The 16,251-nt window shown below is 70.5% G+C and carries 16 protein-coding genes; 11 read left to right on the forward strand and 5 right to left on the reverse strand.

The genetic code is table 11. From position 1 onward, the window contains the following. The first annotated feature begins 23 nt into the window (after positions 1-23). Both M3149_RS16040 and M3149_RS16045 read left to right on the forward strand, forming a co-directional pair. On the forward strand, positions 24-1,226 hold the full coding sequence (locus tag M3149_RS16040; protein WP_251710546.1) for an FAD-dependent oxidoreductase: 1,203 nt from the start codon (positions 24-26) through the stop codon (positions 1,224-1,226). 59 nt (positions 1,227-1,285) lie between these two features. After that, positions 1,286-2,101, forward strand: a complete 816-nt coding sequence (locus tag M3149_RS16045; RefSeq protein WP_251710547.1) for a DUF4399 domain-containing protein — start codon at positions 1,286-1,288, stop codon at positions 2,099-2,101. Between the two features lie 2 nt (positions 2,102-2,103). Here M3149_RS16045 and M3149_RS16050 read toward each other — a convergent pair whose 3' ends face one another. The 3 genes from M3149_RS16050 to senB are packed head-to-tail and all read right to left on the reverse strand — an operon-like array spanning position 2,104 to position 4,914. Further along, entirely contained in the window at positions 2,104-2,802 is a 699-nt protein-coding gene (locus M3149_RS16050; protein ID WP_285887186.1) for a haloacid dehalogenase type II, read from the reverse strand. Between the two features lie 2 nt (positions 2,803-2,804). Then, positions 2,805-3,878, reverse strand: coding sequence for a selenide, water dikinase SelD (selD, locus tag M3149_RS16055; RefSeq protein WP_251710549.1), 1,074 nt, complete (start codon positions 3,876-3,878; stop codon positions 2,805-2,807). Between the two features lie 16 nt (positions 3,879-3,894). After that, the gene (senB, locus tag M3149_RS16060; RefSeq protein WP_251710550.1) at positions 3,895-4,914 is read right to left on the reverse strand and encodes a selenoneine biosynthesis selenosugar synthase SenB; all 1,020 of its coding nucleotides are present in this window, start codon (positions 4,912-4,914) and stop codon (positions 3,895-3,897) included. Between senB and senA the strand changes: the two genes are divergently transcribed. The 4 genes from senA to phnE are packed head-to-tail and all read left to right on the forward strand — an operon-like array spanning position 4,913 to position 8,646. Further along, positions 4,913-6,106, forward strand: coding sequence for a selenoneine synthase SenA (gene senA, locus M3149_RS16065; protein WP_251710551.1), 1,194 nt, complete (start codon positions 4,913-4,915; stop codon positions 6,104-6,106). The two genes, senB and senA, sit on opposite strands and share 2 nt — an antisense overlap. 44 nt (positions 6,107-6,150) lie before the next feature. Further along, positions 6,151-6,981: a phosphonate ABC transporter ATP-binding protein gene (locus M3149_RS16070; RefSeq protein ID WP_435370754.1), complete on the forward strand. Its 831-nt coding sequence runs from the start codon at positions 6,151-6,153 to the stop codon at positions 6,979-6,981. Between the two features lie 4 nt (positions 6,982-6,985). After that, positions 6,986-7,822 carry a PhnE/PtxC family ABC transporter permease gene (locus M3149_RS16075; protein ID WP_251710552.1) on the forward strand — a complete coding sequence of 279 codons (837 nt, stop codon included), beginning with the start codon at positions 6,986-6,988 and terminating at the stop codon, positions 7,820-7,822. Further along, the gene (gene phnE, locus M3149_RS16080) at positions 7,822-8,646 is read left to right on the forward strand and encodes a phosphonate ABC transporter, permease protein PhnE (protein WP_251710553.1); all 825 of its coding nucleotides are present in this window, start codon (positions 7,822-7,824) and stop codon (positions 8,644-8,646) included. The genes M3149_RS16075 and phnE overlap by 1 nt, the downstream gene beginning before the upstream one ends. A 33-nt stretch (positions 8,647-8,679) precedes the next feature. On the opposite strand, the gene M3149_RS16085 is transcribed toward phnE, so the two are convergent. After that, complete coding sequence (locus M3149_RS16085; RefSeq protein ID WP_251710554.1) at positions 8,680-9,798, reverse strand: PQQ-dependent sugar dehydrogenase; 1,119 nt, start codon at positions 9,796-9,798, stop codon at positions 8,680-8,682. A gap of 72 nt (positions 9,799-9,870) precedes the next feature. Beyond that, positions 9,871-10,455 (reverse strand): NnrU family protein, encoded by a 585-nt coding sequence (locus tag M3149_RS16090; RefSeq protein ID WP_251710555.1) that lies wholly within the window; start codon positions 10,453-10,455, stop codon positions 9,871-9,873. 186 nt (positions 10,456-10,641) lie between these two features. Between M3149_RS16090 and M3149_RS16095 the strand changes: the two genes are divergently transcribed. The 5 genes from M3149_RS16095 to M3149_RS16115 all read left to right on the forward strand — a co-directional run bounded on the left by M3149_RS16095 (position 10,642) and on the right by M3149_RS16115 (position 16,249). Further along, a complete protein-coding gene (locus M3149_RS16095) occupies positions 10,642-11,199 on the forward strand; it encodes a MarR family winged helix-turn-helix transcriptional regulator (protein ID WP_251710556.1) in 558 nt (185 codons plus the stop codon). Further along, the gene (locus M3149_RS16100) at positions 11,159-11,872 is read left to right on the forward strand and encodes a GNAT family N-acetyltransferase (protein WP_251710557.1); all 714 of its coding nucleotides are present in this window, start codon (positions 11,159-11,161) and stop codon (positions 11,870-11,872) included. Before M3149_RS16095 ends, M3149_RS16100 begins: the two co-directional genes overlap by 41 nt. A 77-nt stretch (positions 11,873-11,949) precedes the next feature. Beyond that, on the forward strand, positions 11,950-12,906 hold the full coding sequence (gene rpoH, locus M3149_RS16105; RefSeq protein WP_251710558.1) for an RNA polymerase sigma factor RpoH: 957 nt from the start codon (positions 11,950-11,952) through the stop codon (positions 12,904-12,906). Positions 12,907-12,938: 32 nt separating this feature from the next. After that, positions 12,939-14,699 carry a sensor domain-containing diguanylate cyclase gene (locus M3149_RS16110; protein ID WP_251710559.1) on the forward strand — a complete coding sequence of 587 codons (1,761 nt, stop codon included), beginning with the start codon at positions 12,939-12,941 and terminating at the stop codon, positions 14,697-14,699. A gap of 104 nt (positions 14,700-14,803) precedes the next feature. Next, positions 14,804-16,249, forward strand: a complete 1,446-nt coding sequence (locus M3149_RS16115; RefSeq protein WP_251710560.1) for a ferredoxin reductase family protein — start codon at positions 14,804-14,806, stop codon at positions 16,247-16,249. The last annotated feature ends 2 nt before the right edge of the window (positions 16,250-16,251 follow it).

Below are 16,251 nucleotides of genomic sequence, written 5' to 3' on the forward strand. Positions count from 1 at the left end.
AGTCCGACGTACCATCGCCGCCCATGCACAGCGGCATCCGTCGTCTCCTTCTACTGGGCGCGGGCCACGCGCACCTGCACGTGCTGGCGCGCCTGGCCGAGTACCACCCGGCCGATCTGCAGGTGACGCTCATCACCCCCTTCGACACCCAGACCTACAGCGGCATGGTGCCGGGCCTGGTGGCTGGGCACTACAGCAAGGCCGAGGTGCAGATCCCGCTGGCGCCGCTGCTGCAGGCCGGGCACGTGCGATGGCTGGCCGGCCGTTGCACGGGCATCGACGCCGCGGCGTCGCGCGTGACCTGGCAGGCCGAGGGCGATGCGGTGGCGCAGACGTTCAACTACGACCTGCTCTCCATCGACACCGGCGCCGTGCTTCGACCCGAGCGCATGGACGCCGAGATGCCGGGCGCCCGCCGCCACGCACTGGCCTTGCGACCGATCGAGACCTTCGCTGCGCTGTGGCCCGACGTGGTGGCGCTCTCGCGCGAGCGCGCGCTCTCGCTGGCGGTGATCGGTGCCGGTGCGGCCGGCATCGAGACCGTGTTCGCCGCCGCGGCCTGCCTGCGACGCGAAGGTGTGCCCGGCGCCACCTTCACGCTGATCACCGGCGGGCCCGAGGTGGGCAGTGGCTACGGCATCGGCGTGCGCGAACGCGTGCTGCGACGGCTGCGGCGTGAAGGCATCCAGGTGCTGCGCGAACCCTGCGTGGGCATCGACGCGCAAGGCGTGCGCCTGGGCAATGGCGCGCTGCTGTGTTGCGACGTGCCCCTGCTGGCCATCGGCACGCACGCACCGGCCTGGCTCGAAGGCAGCGGCCTGGGCTTGTGCGGGCAGGGTCATGTGCTGGTGAACCGCTATCAGCAAAGCGTGAGCCACCCCAACGTGTTCGCCGCTGGCGACGTGGCCACGCGCGACGATGCGCCCCACGCACGCAGCGGCGTGTACGCGGTACGCGCCGGCCCACCGCTGGCGCACAACCTGTTCGCCACACTCGAACAACAACCACTCAAGGCACACCGTGTGCCGCAGCGCACCCTCAACCTGCTGTCGTGCGGGCCGGGCCACGCGATCGCGAGCTGGGGGCCGCTCCACGCCGAGGGCGCCTGGGTGTGGCGCTGGAAGGACCGCATCGACCAACGGTTCGTGGGGTCTTATCAACGGAACGTGCCCGCGCGCACCCACCCAGCGTCACCACAAACGAAGGACGTTGGTACCCCGCCGTGAGACGGGGAATGGGGGTGGCGACGTAGACTGCGCCATACCCCTATCCCGTATCGCTCGTCATGCTTCACCCCGATCGTTCTGCCACCGCCCGCCTGCTGGTGGTGCTTGCCCTGCTGCTGCCGCTGCCGTTGCGGGCACAGGCCCCCGCCACCGAAACACGCGCCCTTCACCCCTGGCAGGTGCCCGGGCCGCGCCTGTCGGCCGAGGCCTATTTCACCAACCTCAAGGACGGTGATCGCATCGAGACGCCTTACCTGGTGAAGTTCGGCCTCTCGGGCGGCTGGGGCCTGGCGCCCATTGCCCAGGCCGGCCAGGGCAAGAGCGGCCACCACCACCTGCTGGTCAATCGCGACCTGCCACTCAACTTCAAGGAAGCACTGCCGTTCAACGACCAGTACATCCACTTCGGCAAGGGGCAGATGGAGACCGTGCTCACGCTGCCGCCGGGCGAGTACACCCTGCGCATGCTGCTGGCCGACCAGCAGCACCTGCCGCACTTCGTCTACAGCAAGCCGACGAAGATCACCGTCACGCGCAAGAACGACACGCCGCCCGCGTCGCTGCAGAAGAAGGGCATTGAGATCGGCCTGGACGCGCCGTCGGCGCGCGCGCCGGTGCGTGTGCAGTTCCACGCCTCGATGCTCGACGTGGCGCAGATGGGGCAGAAGATCGCGAACACCGGGCACTTTCGCCTCACGGTGACCGGCGAAGGCAGCAATGCCGCGCCCGCGGTGATGGATTTCGTCGATGGTGAAACCGAGGTCTGGCTCGCGCCGCCCGCGGGCCGCTACACGCTCAAGCTCGACATGCTCGACAACGCCGACGGCCGCAAGCCGATGGCCGAACCGGTGACGGCGAAGCTCGAGGTGCGCTGAGCTCAGCAGCCGAGCTGATCGGCCAGGTGCACCAGGTCGCGCGCGTGCCAGGTGTTGGCCGCATCGGGCGACACGTCCTTCACGCGCCTGGCACCAAACTCCAGCGGCCGCTCGATATAGGCCGTGGCCAGACCGCAGGCGCGCGCGGCGTCCAGATCGTCCTGGTGCGCAGCCACCAGCATCACCTGCGCGGGTGAGACGTCGAACACCTCGGCCACGCCGAGGTAGGTGCGCGGGTCGGGCTTGTAGGCGCGGAACACCTCGGCCGAAAGCACGCAGTCCCAGGGCAGTCCGGCGCGCTTGGCCATGTTCGTGAGCAAGCCGATGTTGCCGTTGGACAGCGAGGCGATGGTGAAGCGCGTCTTGAGCCGCGTGAGCCCGGCCACGCTGTCGGGCCAGGCATCGAGCCGGTGCCACACACGGTTCAGGTGTGCGCGCTCGGCCTCGGCCAGATGCGCCAGGCCGAAGCGCGGCAGGATGTCATCGAGGATGCCGCGGTGCAGTGCGTCGAGCTTGACGAAGCCGATCTCGCCGCTGCGCACGCGCTGCATCGCGGGCTGGTAACCAGCGCGCCATGCCAGCGCAAAGGCATCGGCATCGACCTGCGGGTACAGCGACGACACCTCGCGCACGATGCTGCCGTGCCAGTCGACCACGGTGCCGAAGATGTCGAAGACGAGGATGGAGATCGGTGCGGTCAAGGTCACCCCACCGTCAATCGAATACCGCCAGCCATGGCCGGCACGATCTCGCCGATTTCGGCCGCTTGCGCAAAGCCGTGGCGCTGGAAGGTGGCCAGTACCTCGGGCACCGCGTCGGCGCTGCACGAGACCAGCAGGCCGCCGCTGGTCTGCGGGTCGCTCAGCAAGGCCTGGTCGGGCGCCTGCAAGGCCGCGCCCATCTGCACCTCGTGGCCGTAGGCCGCCCAGTTACGGCCTGACGCGCCGGTCACCAGACCCGCGCCGGCGAGTTCGCGCACGCCAGGCAACAAGGGCACTTTCGCCCAATCGATGCGCACCGTGGTGCCGGCGCCGCGCGCCATCTCCATCGCGTGGCCCGCGAGACCGAAGCCGGTGATGTCGGTGAGCGCGTGCACGCCGGCGAGCTTTGCGAGCTCGGGCCCCGGCGTGTTGAGCTTGGTGGTGTTGGCGATCATCTGTGCGTAGCCCTCGGGCGCAAGCTGGTCTTTCTTGAGCGCGGCCGACAGCACGCCCACACCGAGCGGCTTGCCCAGCACCAGGCGGTCGCCCACCTTCGCATCGGCATTGCGCTTCACGTACTTCGGGTGCACCAGGCCCAGTGCCACCAGGCCGTAGATGGGTTCCACCGAATCGATGGTGTGACCACCGGCGATCGGGATGCCCGCGGCCTGGCACACGTCCTGCCCACCCTTGAGGATGCGGCCGATGGTGTCGGTGGACAGCACGTTGACCGGCATGCCCACCAGCGCCAGCGCCATGATGGGCGTGCCGCCCATGGCGTACACATCGCTGATGGCGTTGGTGGCCGCGATGCGCCCGAAGTCGTACGGGTCGTCGACGATGGGCATGAAGAAGTCGGTGGTGGCGATCAGCGCCTGCTCGTCATTGAGGCGATACACCGCCGCGTCGTCGGCGGTCTCGATGCCCACCAGCAGCTCCTTGGGCACCGGCATCTGCGTGGTGCCCTTGAGGATCTCGCTCAGCACGCCGGGCGCGATCTTGCAGCCGCAGCCGCCACCGTGGGAGAGGCTGGTCAATCGGGGTTGCGTGGCACTGGGTGGGGTGGGTGCGTTCATGGGGGTGGTCTCCGGCTCAGGCGCCATGGGGCATGTCGACGCGGGCGCCGTGCAGCAGTTCGTTCAACAGATCGATCAGGGCGCGCTGCTCGGCCTCGGGGGCGAACAGCGGCGCGCGCTCTGCGCATTGTGCGGCCAGGCGCGCGAGGCTGCCATCGGCCTGCGCCATGTCCGCACGGCAGGCGCGCAGGTGCATCGCCAGCGCCTGCGCATCGCCGGGTGCAAAGTAGCCCGCGTAAGCCTCGCCAAGCATGCCCACATTGCCGTCGATGTGCGAGGCCAGCACCGGCACGCCGCAGCGCACCGCCTCCAGCACCGCGTGCGCGCCGCCTTCGATGCGACTGGTGTGCACCAGCACGTGCGCACGCCGCAGCCGGCGCTGCACCTCGGGGTGCGGCAGGCCACCGAGCCAGCGGTAGTGTGGGCAGGCCGCAGCGGTGGCGCTGGCGGCCTCGCCGAGCGCAGGGTCGAGCGCGGCACCGATGTGGTCGATTCGAATGCCCTCGTGGGGCGCGATCAGGCGCGCGGCCTCGAACAGGGTCTGCGGGGCCTTCTCGTCGCGCAGATGGCCCACCATCACCGCACGCAGGAAGCCGCTTGGCCGCGGCAAAGCCGCGCGGGCGGGTGTGGACTGGAACACCACACGGCAGCGTGCCCGCAAGTGCTCGGGCAGCGCCAGCGGACCACGCGCCTGCAGCACCACCAGGCGATGCGCCAGCCCGATCGAACGCTGCGCGTCGGCATCGATCGCGATATCGCGATAGAGGTCGGTGCCGGTGAGCACCACCACCAGCGGGGCATGTCCATCGGCCGCAGCCCAGGCCGCGATGGAGGCCGCCGAGCGACGAGCGTGCAGCGCGATCAAGGCCGCGGGGCGCTCGGTCATGGCGGCATCGGGCCACTGGCGCAAGAGGGCCACCCGATAATGGCTCGCGAGCAGGCGCGACCAGCGCCGTGCGGTCTGCCAGTTGCCGTTGTTCGCGTCGGCCAGCGCCGGCGTGACGATGCACACCAGGGGTTTGCGGATGGGGGCCATGGAGCCAAGCATTGTGTCCGAGCCGTACGGCGAGGCCGCGCAGCGGGCCCGCTGCGCCGGGCGCACCGAACTGGCCGCGTTGCTGCGGGCCACCCGCGCGCGCACGCTGCGCCTGCTCGACGCCTGCGAGGCCGCGCTCGGCCCCACGTTGCGGGTGCCGCAAGCCGATGGGCTGAATCCGCTGCTGTGGGAGCTCGGACACATCGGCTGGTTCGCCGACCGTTGGGTCGCGCGCAACCCGCAGCGTGCTCGGGGCACGATGGCCGACCCGCTCGCCCCCCTTTCGCCCGCGCGCCAGGCCGCCCGCGGTGTGGACGCCGACGCGCTGTACGACAGCAGCGCAGTGCCGCACGAGGCGCGCTGGCACCTGCCCCTGCCCGACCTGGCCACCACGCGCGCCGACCTGCACGCGCAACTGCACGACACCCTCGCGCTGCTCGCGCGCGCCGACGCCACCGAGGCCTCCGACGCGGGCCTGTATTTCTTCCGCCTCGCGCTGTTCCATGAGGACATGCACGCCGAGGCCTGGGTCTACATGGCGCAGGCATTGGGTATCGACGTCGGCGAGACCGCACCATCGCCCGCTGCGCCCGGCGAGCGGCCGCTGCACCTGCCCGCGGGCGAATGGGCGCAAGGCTGGCCCGGCCCGGGCTTTGCCTTCGACAATGAGTTGTGCGGGCAAACGGTGAAGCTCGGCGCCTTCGACATCGACGCGCACGCGGTGCACTGGGCGCGCTACCTGCCCGCCGTGCGCGCCGGTGCCGTTCCCTTGCCACGCCACCTGCGCCACGAGGACGGCCAGTGGCAGCAACGCGTGCACGGCCAGTGGCGTGCGCTGGACCCCCTGGCCCCGGCCTGCCACCTGAGTTTTCACGACGCGCAAGCCTGGTGCGCCTGGGCCGGCCGGCGCCTGCCCACCGAGGCCGAGTGGGAGTACGCCGCACACCACGCCCGAGGCTTTGCCTGGGGCCACGTGTGGGAATGGACAGCCAGCACGTTCGCGCCCCTGCCTGGCTTCTCGCCCCACCCCTACCGCGACTATTCGCAGCCCTGGTTCGATGGCCGCCCGGTGCTCAAGGGTGCCAGCCATGCCACCGCGCCGCACATGCGCCACCCGCGCTACCGCAACTACTTCACCGCCGAGCGCAGCGACATCTTTGCGGGCTTTCGCAGCGCGGGCCCGGGCATCTGAACGCGGCCTGCGCGTTGCCCTTCTGCCGGGTTCTAATGCGGCCCGTGAAGTTCGACATCGACCAACTCGGCATGCGCCACCGCAGCGCCCGCCCCGGGCAGCCCGCGGCGCTGCAGCGGCTGAGCCTGCGCATCGACAGCGGCGAACAGCTTGCGGTGATCGGCCCCTCGGGCGCGGGCAAGACCACGCTGCTGCAGTTGCTCAGCTGCGCGCTGCCTCCCACCACAGGCGCGTTCACCATCGACGGTGTGGCCCCATGGGCCCTGCCCCGGCGCGCGTTGCAGCGCCTGCGCGGGCGGCTGTTCCTGGCGCCGCAGGTGCCGCCGCTGCCACCGCGCCAGCGCGTGGTCACCTCGGTGCTGGCTGCGCGCCTGCCCGCCATGGGCACCTGGGCCAGCCTGCGCTCGTTGTTCTACCCCGACGACATTCCCGCCGCCTTCGCCGCGCTGGAGCGCTTCGACCTCGGCGAGAAGCTGTTCGAGCGCGTGGACCGGCTCTCGGGCGGCGAGCGTCAGCGCGTGGGCCTGGCGCGCGCGCTCCTCGCGCCCGCGAAGGCCTGGTTCGTCGACGAGCCGCTGTCGGCACTCGACCCGACGCGCGCGCAGCAGGCCATTGCCACGCTCACCGAGGGCGCGCGCGAGCGTGGTGTCACGCTGGTGGCCTCGCTGCACCAGGTCGACGTGGCGCTCGCGCACTTCCCGCGCATCGTCGGCCTGCGCGACGGGCAACTCGCCTTCGACCTGCCTGCCGCCGCGGTGACGCGGGAGCATCTGGCGCGCCTGTACGACCAGTTCGAGCACGAGCTGCGCGGCGAGGGCCTGGCCCCACCGCAGGAGCCCGCCACCCCGGTGCCGGTGGCCATGCAGTGCCGTTGACGTGATGAGCAGCGCAACACACCTGCGAGCTCCCGACCGCGACCCGGCCTGGTTGTCGCGGCTGTTCTGGATCGGCTTCGCGTTGGTATTGCTGTGGCCACTGGGCGTGGCCACCCAGTTCCGGCCCTGGGTGCTGGTCGAGACGAAGAACCTGCAGGTGACCGGCCAGTTCCTGGGCAGTTTCTTCCCGCTCGCGCACGACGCCGAGTTCCTGCAGATGGTGGCGCGCGAAACGTGGCGCACCGTGGCGATGGCCACCGCTGGCGTCACGCTCGCGCTGCTGCTGGCGATCCCGCTCACGCTGGCCAGCACGCGCATGCTGTCGATCTCGGCACTCTCCGGTCGCATGGCCACACTGCCCGCCTTCGTGCGCCACGCTGTGCGCTGGCTGCTGATCGTGCTGCGCAGCATCCCCGAGCTGGTGTGGGCACTTGTGTTCGTGCGCGTGGTGGGCCTGGGCCCCACGGCTGGCGTGCTGGCCATCGCGCTCACCTACGCGGGCATGCTGGGCAAGGTGTACGGCGAGATCCTGGAAAGCGGCGAGCCGCACGCCACGCAGACCCTGCTGCGCAACGGCAGCGGCCGGCTGCAGGCCTTTCTGTACGCGCTGCTGCCGGCCAACGCGGCCGAGCTCACCAGCTACACCGTCTACCGCTGGGAATGCGCAATCCGCTCCTCGGTGGTGCTGGGCTTCGTGGGTGCGGGTGGCCTGGGCCAGCAACTCGACAACTCGATGAAGATGTTCAACGGCGGCGAGGTGGCCAGCATGCTGCTGGTGTTCATGGTGCTGGTGGCGCTGGCCGACCGCGCGAGCGCCTACCTGCGAAAGGCGCTGGGGTGATGAAGCCGGTCGCCGCCAACCTGCCCTACAAGTTGCCGCCGCGCCTGTTCGATGCGCGCTGCAAGGCCTGCTGGCTCACGCTGGGTGCGCTGCTGCTGGTGATGGCCAGCTTCTGGTCGCTCGACCTGCAGTGGCGCCAGTTCCTGTCGTGGGAAGCGGCGCGGAGCATGGGACGCTTTCTCGGTGAGTTCTTCCCACCCGACACCTCGCCCGAATTCCTGCAACGCGTGGCCGTGGGTGCGTGGGAGACGCTGGCGATGTCAGCCCTGGGCACGGCGCTCGCGGCACTGGCCGGGCTGGCGCTGGCCCTGCCCGCCAGCCGCCTGCACGAGGGCGACGCCGCCTGGGCCCGCATGCCCACGCGCTGGCTGCTCAACGCATTGCGCAGCATCCCCGAACTGGTGTGGGCCGCGCTGCTGCTCATCAGTGCCGGGCTGGGGCCATTCGCCGGCACGTTGGCGCTGGGGCTGCACACCGCGGGCGTGCTGGGCCGCCTGTTCGCCGAGGCGATCGAGAACGCCCCGCGCGGCCCGGCCGATGCGCTGCGCCAGCAAGGTGTCGGCCACGGGCGCGTGTTCCTCTACGCGACGCTGCCGCAGGTGCTGCCGCAGTTGCTCAGCTACACGCTCTACCGCTGGGAAAACAACATCCGCGCCGCGGCCGTGCTGGGCGTGGTGGGCGCGGGCGGTCTGGGGCAGTTGCTGGCCTTCCACATGGGCCTGTTCCACATGGGCAAGACGGCCACCATCCTGGCGGCCATGCTGGTGCTGGTGGCGCTGGTGGACGGGGCCAGCCACGCGGCGCGGCGCGTGTTGACACGCTGATACCACCGGGCGCGCCAGCCGCGCGAGCGGTGCTCAGCGCGGTGTCAACCGCACCAACTGCCCGTCGCGATCGTCGGTGAGCACGTAGAGCAGGCCGTCCGGGCCTTCGCGCACGTCGCGGATGCGCTGGCCCAGGTCGGCGAGCAGGCGTTCCTGCTCGACCACCTTGCCGCCTTCGAGCCGCATGCGCACGAGGTGACGGAACTTGAGCGAGCCGGTGAACAGGCTGCCTTTCCACGCCGCACCGTAGCGATCACTGCCCAGGAAGCTCAGGCCCGCGGGTGCGATGGAGGGCACCCAGTGCTGCACCGGTTGCTCCAGCCCGGCGCGGCTGGTGATGCCCTCGCCGATGCGCCCGCCACCGTAGTTCTCGCCGTAGGTGATGACGGGCCAGCCGTAGTTCTTGCCGGCCTCGGTGCGATTGAGTTCGTCGCCGCCCTGCGGGCCGTGCTCGATGGTCCACAGCGTGCCGTCGGGCGCGAGCGTGGCGCCCTGCACGTTGCGGTGGCCCAGGCTCCAGATCTCGGCCATGGCACCGGCGCGTTGCGAGAACGGGTTGTCCGGGTGGGCCTTGCCATCGGCCAGCACGCGCACCACCTTGCCGTGGTGGTTGTCCAGCGTCTGCGCATCCTGCATGCGCGTGTACCGATCGCCCAGCGTGAGGAACAGGCTGCCGTCGCCGGCCTGCACGATGCGGCAGCCGAAGTGCAGGCGGCTGCCGACCTTGGGTTTCTGGCTGAACACCACGCGCAAGTTTTCGAGCGCGCTGCGGTCGTCCGACAGGCGGGCCGAGGCCATGGCGGTGGAGTTGCCGCCCGGGCCGGGCTCGCTGTAGCAGAAGTGCAGCGTGCGGTTGCGCGCAAAGTCGCGGTCGGCCACCACGTCGAGCAGGCCGCCCTGGCCCACGGCATCGATCTCGGGCAAGCCCTTGAGCGGCGCGCCCACGCCACCATCGGCCTCGATCACGCGCATGCGGCCCGGCCGCTCCGTCACCACCATGCGGCCTTCGCCGATGAAGGTGAGGCCCCAGGGGTTTTGCAGGCCCCGCGCAAGCACATCAGGGGTGACATCCTGCGCAATGGCGCCACCAGCGACTGCCGCCGCTGCGGCGGCCAGGACGAGGGAAAACAAGCGGGGACGGCGGCGGATCATGCTCGGGCAACTCCCATCAACGGTTTCAGGACCCGCGATGGATGCGCCCGAGCGCGCGCGGTTCCCGCCGCCTCAGCCGAAAGGCCGCACGCCGAACAGGAAACCGTGCGCCCAGAAAGCAAACACCCCGTAGAGCACCAGGCCCGCCACCAGGGCAATGACATCGTTCATCGCCCCCGGTGACGCCCCGTGCACCGGCCGCAGCAGGCCTGCCGCGGCGCGGCGCTTGAGCGAGATGCGGTCGGCCACGGCCCAGGCGAGGAAACTGCCGAACAGCAGCACGCTGGCGAGGTCGCCGTTGGCCAGCAGGTGGGCCAGGGCCCAGAACTTGGTGGCCGCCAGCATGGGGTGCTTGGTGGCGCGCTGGATACGCCCGGGCAGATAGGCCGCGACCAGCAGCACGAACACCGGCAGCATGAGCAGCGCAGCCACGTGGCGCATCGCCACCGGCGGCGTCCACAGCAGCACCGGGTCTTGTCGCGCGGCGCTGTAGCCGGCCACGATCAGGCCGAAGCCGGCCAGCGCCACCAGCGTGTAGAGCCCTTTCCACGGGCCCTCGCCCAGGCGGTGCGCGATGTCGTGGCGGCCGCTGGGCGCAACGATCGATACGGAATGGATGCCGAGAAAAAGAACGAGTCCGACGATCAGCCAGGTCATGAAGGTCTCCAGGGGCCAGCAGCCCGCAGCGGGCGGGTCGCCCGGCGGTCATTGTGCACACGCGTCCCGGGCCGGGAGCGCAGAAGCACGCGGGCGAGAGTGTGCACCACGCCCGCGCCACCTGCCCGGTTGTACAAGCCTGTTTTTCTGATTTATATTGGCACTTATATAGCGTGTTATTTAAATATGAACGACATCGTCAAGGAACTCGGCCTGCTGACGCTGGGTACACGCCTGAAGCGCCTGGGCGAGCGGCTGCAGGCGCAGACACAGGAGATTCTGGATGCCCACGGCACAAGCGCGCCGGCTGCTCACCAGCCGGCGCTTGCCGCCATCGACACGCTCGGGCCACTGACCGTGGGGGACCTGGCATGGGCACTGGGCATCAGCCAGCCCGGCGCCACCCGCCAGCTCAACCAGCTGCAGGCGGCAGGCCTGGTGCAGGCGCTGCAGTCCAGTGCCGATCTGCGTCTGCGCACCGTGGCGCTGACCCCCCTGGGCCGCGAACACGTGGCCCTCGCGCGCCACCGGGTCTGGCCGGCCGTGGAAGCCGCGGTGGCCAGTGCTTGCGGGGGCCATGGCATGGCGCTCCTGGCGCAGCTTGATGCGCTGGAGGCAGCGCTGGGTGAGTCGCCGCTGCCGCAACGCGCCCCGCGGGCGCAACCCACGCCAGGCACCGACCCGGCACCCACCAGAGAACCCCGTGGACACCACGCACCCCGCTCACCCCACACACCCACTTGACCGCCCGGTGTGGGCCACATTGGTCGGCCCGCACAGGCACCTGGCCGAGGGTCAGGGGCTCGCCCGGCGCTACGCTGAAGACGTCAACCTGTTCGCCGACACGCTGGACGACGGGCCACAGGCGCAGTCGGCCCTGGTCGCGCTGGTGCAGCCGGGTCAGACCATCGCGCTGCTGCGGGCCGCCGAGATCGCGGTCCCCGCGGGCCTGCGCGTGACAAGGCAGGCCCCCGGGGTGCAGATGGTGGCCACGCGCGATCTGCAAGGCGAGGCGAACGCCGATGAGGTCGTCGATCTCGGCGAGGACGACGCGCCCGACATGCTGGCGCTGGCCCGGCTCACCGAGCCGGGGCCGTTTCTGGCGCGCACGCACGCGATGGGCGGTTTCGTGGGCATCCGCCGCGGCGGGCGGCTGCTGGCCATGGCCGGCGAGCGGCTGCGCCCGCCGGGATACGTGGAGGTCAGCGGGGTGTGCACCCACCCCGACGCGCGCGGCCAAGGGCTGGCGCGGCGCCTGTCGGCAGTGGTGGCGGCCCGCATCCAGGCGCGCGGGGAACAGCCGTTTCTGCACGCCTGGCAAACCAACGCGCCCGCCATCTCGCTGTACGAATCCCTCGGGTTTCGCCTGCGAACCCGGGTACAGGTGGCCATGCTGGAGAACCTCGCGGGCGGTTGAGGCGACGGAACTTCGGCTTTAGCACTCCCTCCAAGCGAGTGCTAATATTCCCCCCTGATCACCTGAGGAGGTCATCCATGTCCCAACCGCTTGCTGTTGCGAACGCCGCTTCCACCGGTGCGCTGGCCGTCGCCAGCCCGTGGAGCCGCTCCCTCACGCTGCCGCCGCTGGGCAATCTGGACGCCTATATCTCCGCCGTCAACCGCCTGCCCTTGCTCACCCTTGAGGAGGAGCAGGAGGCCGCGCGGCGCCTGCGCGACCACAACGACCTCGACGCCGCCGGCCGCCTGGTGATGTCGCACCTGCGGCTGGTGGTCTCCATCTCGCGCCAATACCTGGGCTATGGCCTGCCTCACGGCGACCTGATCCAGGAGGGCAACGTGGGCCTGATGAAAGCCGTCAAGCGCTTCGACCCCGAGCAGGGCGTGCGCCTGGTGAGCTACGCCATTCACTGGATCAAGGCCGAGATCCACGAATACATTCTGAAGAACTGGCGCATGGTCAAGCTGGCCACCACCAAGGCCCAGCGCAAACTGTTCTTCAACCTGCGCTCGCGCAAGCAGGGCCTGCGCGCCGACGCCGTCGATGGCGAGACGCACCGCGAGGTGCTCAACGACGCCGAGGTCGGTCTGGTGGCGCGCGAGCTCAACGTGAAGCCGCAGGAGGTGCGCGAGATGGAAACGCGCCTGGCCGGCGGTGACGTGGTGCTCGACCCCACCCCGGGCGACGACGGCGAGGATGCCTTCGGGCCGATCGCGTACCTGGCCGATGCGACGCACGAACCGACCGCGATGATCGAATCGGCCCAGCGTGACCGTCTGGCCACGGACGGCATCGCGCAGGCCATGGGCGAACTCGACGAGCGCTCGCGGCGCATCGTGAGCGAGCGCTGGCTCAAGGTCAACGACGACGGCTCGGGCGGCATGACGCTGCACGAACTGGCCAGCGAGTACGGCGTGAGCGCCGAGCGCATTCGCCAGATCGAGGTGGCGGCCATGAAGAAGATGCGCAAGGCGCTCGCCGCCTACGCCTGAGCCTGCCGGCGCGACGGCACAATCGCGCCACCATGGATTCGATGTTTCTGCGGCGCCTGCGCGCCGCCACCGGCCTGCTGTGCCTGGCCTTGCTCTGCGCCACCACCCCTGCCGCGATCGGCGCTGCGGGTACGTTCGCCGAACCCGAGCCGATCGTGCTCGGCGAACGCACCGCAACCCTGCCCCTGGCCGGCCACAGCCAGCAACTCATCGACCCAGGCGGCGATCTCGGCATTGAGGAAATCGAGGCCGACCGCCACGACCTGCCCTGGCAGCCGCGTGGCGTGGGCGACCGGGTGCGGCTGGACGGCAGTGCCGCACTCTGGGTGCGCTTCGACGTCCGGATGCAGCGGGTCGATGCGCACTGGGAGCTCGAGCTCGCCCGCTCGGGCACCGACCTGATATCCCTGTACCACCGCGACGCGCAGGGCCGCTGGCGCGTGCAACACGCCGGCGACCGCCTGCCTGTGCGCGACTGGGCCAACCCCGATCGCTACCCCGTCTTCGGACTGGACGCGCGCGCCGACGAAACGGTGCGCTATTGGGTGCGCATCGAGCACGCGCGCGTGCCGTTCTCGGGCGAGTTGCGGCTGCACGACCACAACCACCTGCGCGAGGAGCGCATCCAGCAGCAATTCGCGCTCGGCGCCTACTTCGGCATGACCACGCTGTTGCTGCTGGTGGCGCTGGTGAACACGGTGGTGTTTCGCGACGCGGCCTTCGCGGCCTATGCCATCTACATCGGCCTGCTCGGGCTGGGCCTGGCGGCCTCACTGGGCGTGGGCGGGCAGTTCCTGTGGCCGGGTCTGGCGCGCTGGAACCAGGTGGCGGAGTTCGTGCTGCTGCCGCTCATGGGCGTGGCCGCGGTGCTGTTCGTGCGACAGGTGCTGCAGCCACGGCGCATCGGGCGCACGCTGGATCGGCTTTGCCTGATCCTGGCGCCGCTGTGGTTGGCGGTGGTGGGTTGGGACCTGCTGCTGCCCAGCCAGGCGAGCCTGAACACCGGCACCGCCGTGGGCGCGATGGCCATGGCCCTGGTGGCCGCCATGCTCTGGGCGGGCTGGCGCAGCGGTGAAACCTGGGTGCGCTGGTTCGTGCTGGGCATCATGCCGGTGCTGCTGGCCAGCGCCTTGCCGGTGATGCGCAACTTCAACCTCATCTCGTCGGGCCTGCTCTCCCAGTACGGCATGGTGTTCGCTGCCGCGCTGGAAGCCCCGCTGCTCATCTACGCGCTGCTGCAACGCTCGCAATTGCTGCACGAATCTCAGGTTCGGGCCCGCGCCCTGGAGCGCACGGAACCCCTCACCGGGCTGACCTGGCGCGAGCACTTTCTGCTGCGCTTGCACGACAGCCTGGTGCGCGCACAACGCTACGGCCATCAGAGCGCGTTGATGCTGGTGCATCTGGACAACCACGCCGACATCCTGGGGCGCCACGGACGCGAGGTGGCCGACCGCGCGCTGGTGGTGACTGCCTCGCTGCTGCGCTCGCTGGCGCGCGACGTCGACACCGCGGCGCGCATCGACGACGACAGCCTCGTGCTGTTGATGGAAGGCCCCATCAAGGAGATCCAGGCGCTGAACACGGCCACCAGCCTCGTCGCCGCGGGGCTGCGCTCGTCGCCACGGCTGCCGCCGGGAACGGTGCTGCGTTTGCAGGTGGTCGTGGCGCTGCTGCCGGACGCGCGCGGCGACCTTGGCCAGGACGCCAACGCCCACCTGGAGTGGATGCGCCAGGGCATGCTCACGCTCGGCGCCGACGAGCGCAAGGCGATCCTGCGGCTGAACTTTTGAGCTTGATCAAGGGCGGCGTCCACGCGCATTGACGCCACGCCTCGAGTCCTCGCAGTATCAGCCGCGCGCCGCACCGCGGGGCCTTGCATCCAAGGGACACTGTGATGAAGCGAGCGACCGGTTGGGCACTTCTGTACCTGGGGCTGCTGTTGTTGCCCGTTGCGGTTGGCATGTGGGCGCAGCGTGCCGGCGGGCTGGAACACCGCCCCTGGCTGGACGACTGGGCGGCCGGTCTGGGCATGATGGGTTTCTGCGCCGTGCTGCTGTCGTTCTTTCTGCTGGGCCGCTTCTCGCTGCTCTCGACCCGGCTGGGCAGCGACCGCCTCATGCTGGCCCACCAGCTGTTTGCCCGCACGGCCGTGGCAATGCTGCTGCTTCACCCCTTCTTCTACACCTTGTGGGACGCACCGCCCGGCCCGGTGGATGCCTCGGCGGCCAGGGCCTTGCGCATCGGCGCCGGCGATTGGGGGCTGGCCACCGGCCTGCTGGCGCTTGGCGCCCTGCTGGCACTGGTGGCCACGGCCATCTGGCGCCCGCGCAGCGACATGGCGTACCCGCGCTGGCGCCTGCTGCACGCAGCGCTGGCGCTGGCGGTGCTGGGGCTGGGGTTGCACCACACCCTGGTCTCCGGCCGCTACGCGCAACTACCGGCGGTGGCGCTGCTGTGGTGGTTGCTGGCCGCAGCGGCCCTGTGCTCGCTACTGTGGGTGCATGCCGTGCGGCCGCTGTGGCTGGCGGTGCGGCCATACCGGATCACCCGCCTGGAGCCGGCCGCGGAGCGGATCTGGCTGCTGGAGGTCTCGCCCACCCGCCGCCCTCGTCGGGCGTTTCGGGCGGGTCAGTTTGCCTGGATCCGGCTCGGCCACCTGCGCGCGTACGACGACAACCCGTTCTCGCTGAGTCGGGCAAACGACGTGCAAGGCCGCTTGCAGTTCCTGATCAAGGAGGCCGGCGACATGACGGGCAGCCTGTCGCAGCACCGCCCCGGCGATACGGTGCATGTCGACGGTCCCCACGGGCAGTTCGCCTGGCCCCCCGACGCGCCGGCCATCGTGATGCACGCGGGTGGCATCGGGGTGGCCCCCTTTGTGGCACTGTTGGCCGATGCGGTGGCACGTGGTGACCCACGGCCGATACGTCTCATCTACGCAGACCGATCGGCCGCGCAGATGATCGACCTCGAGGGCTTGAGCGGCGCCAGCGCACTGGCCGATTTCGCCTGCGTGCCGATGGTCGAACGCCCCGCGCCGGGTTGGCAGGGGCTGAGCGGTCGCCTCGATGCGGCCGGTGTGCAGGCCTGCCTCACCCACACGGCCGTGGCGCCCTGGGCCGCACAGGCCACGCACATGGTGTGCGGTCCGGAGCCGATGATGGACGCGGTGGAGTCGGCGCTTGTGGCACACGGCGTGCCCGGCGAGCGGATCGTGTCGGAACACTTCCGCTACGACTTCGCCGGTCGCTCACCACGGTCGCTGGCGATCAGGCGCGCGTGGTGGGCCCTCTCGGCCACCAGCCTGCTGGCCCTGGCGCTGGCCCTCGCCTGGCGCTGAGT

It is taken from the genome of Hydrogenophaga intermedia (assembly GCF_023715105.1).
Lineage (GTDB): Bacteria > Pseudomonadota > Gammaproteobacteria > Burkholderiales > Burkholderiaceae_C > Hydrogenophaga > Hydrogenophaga intermedia_A.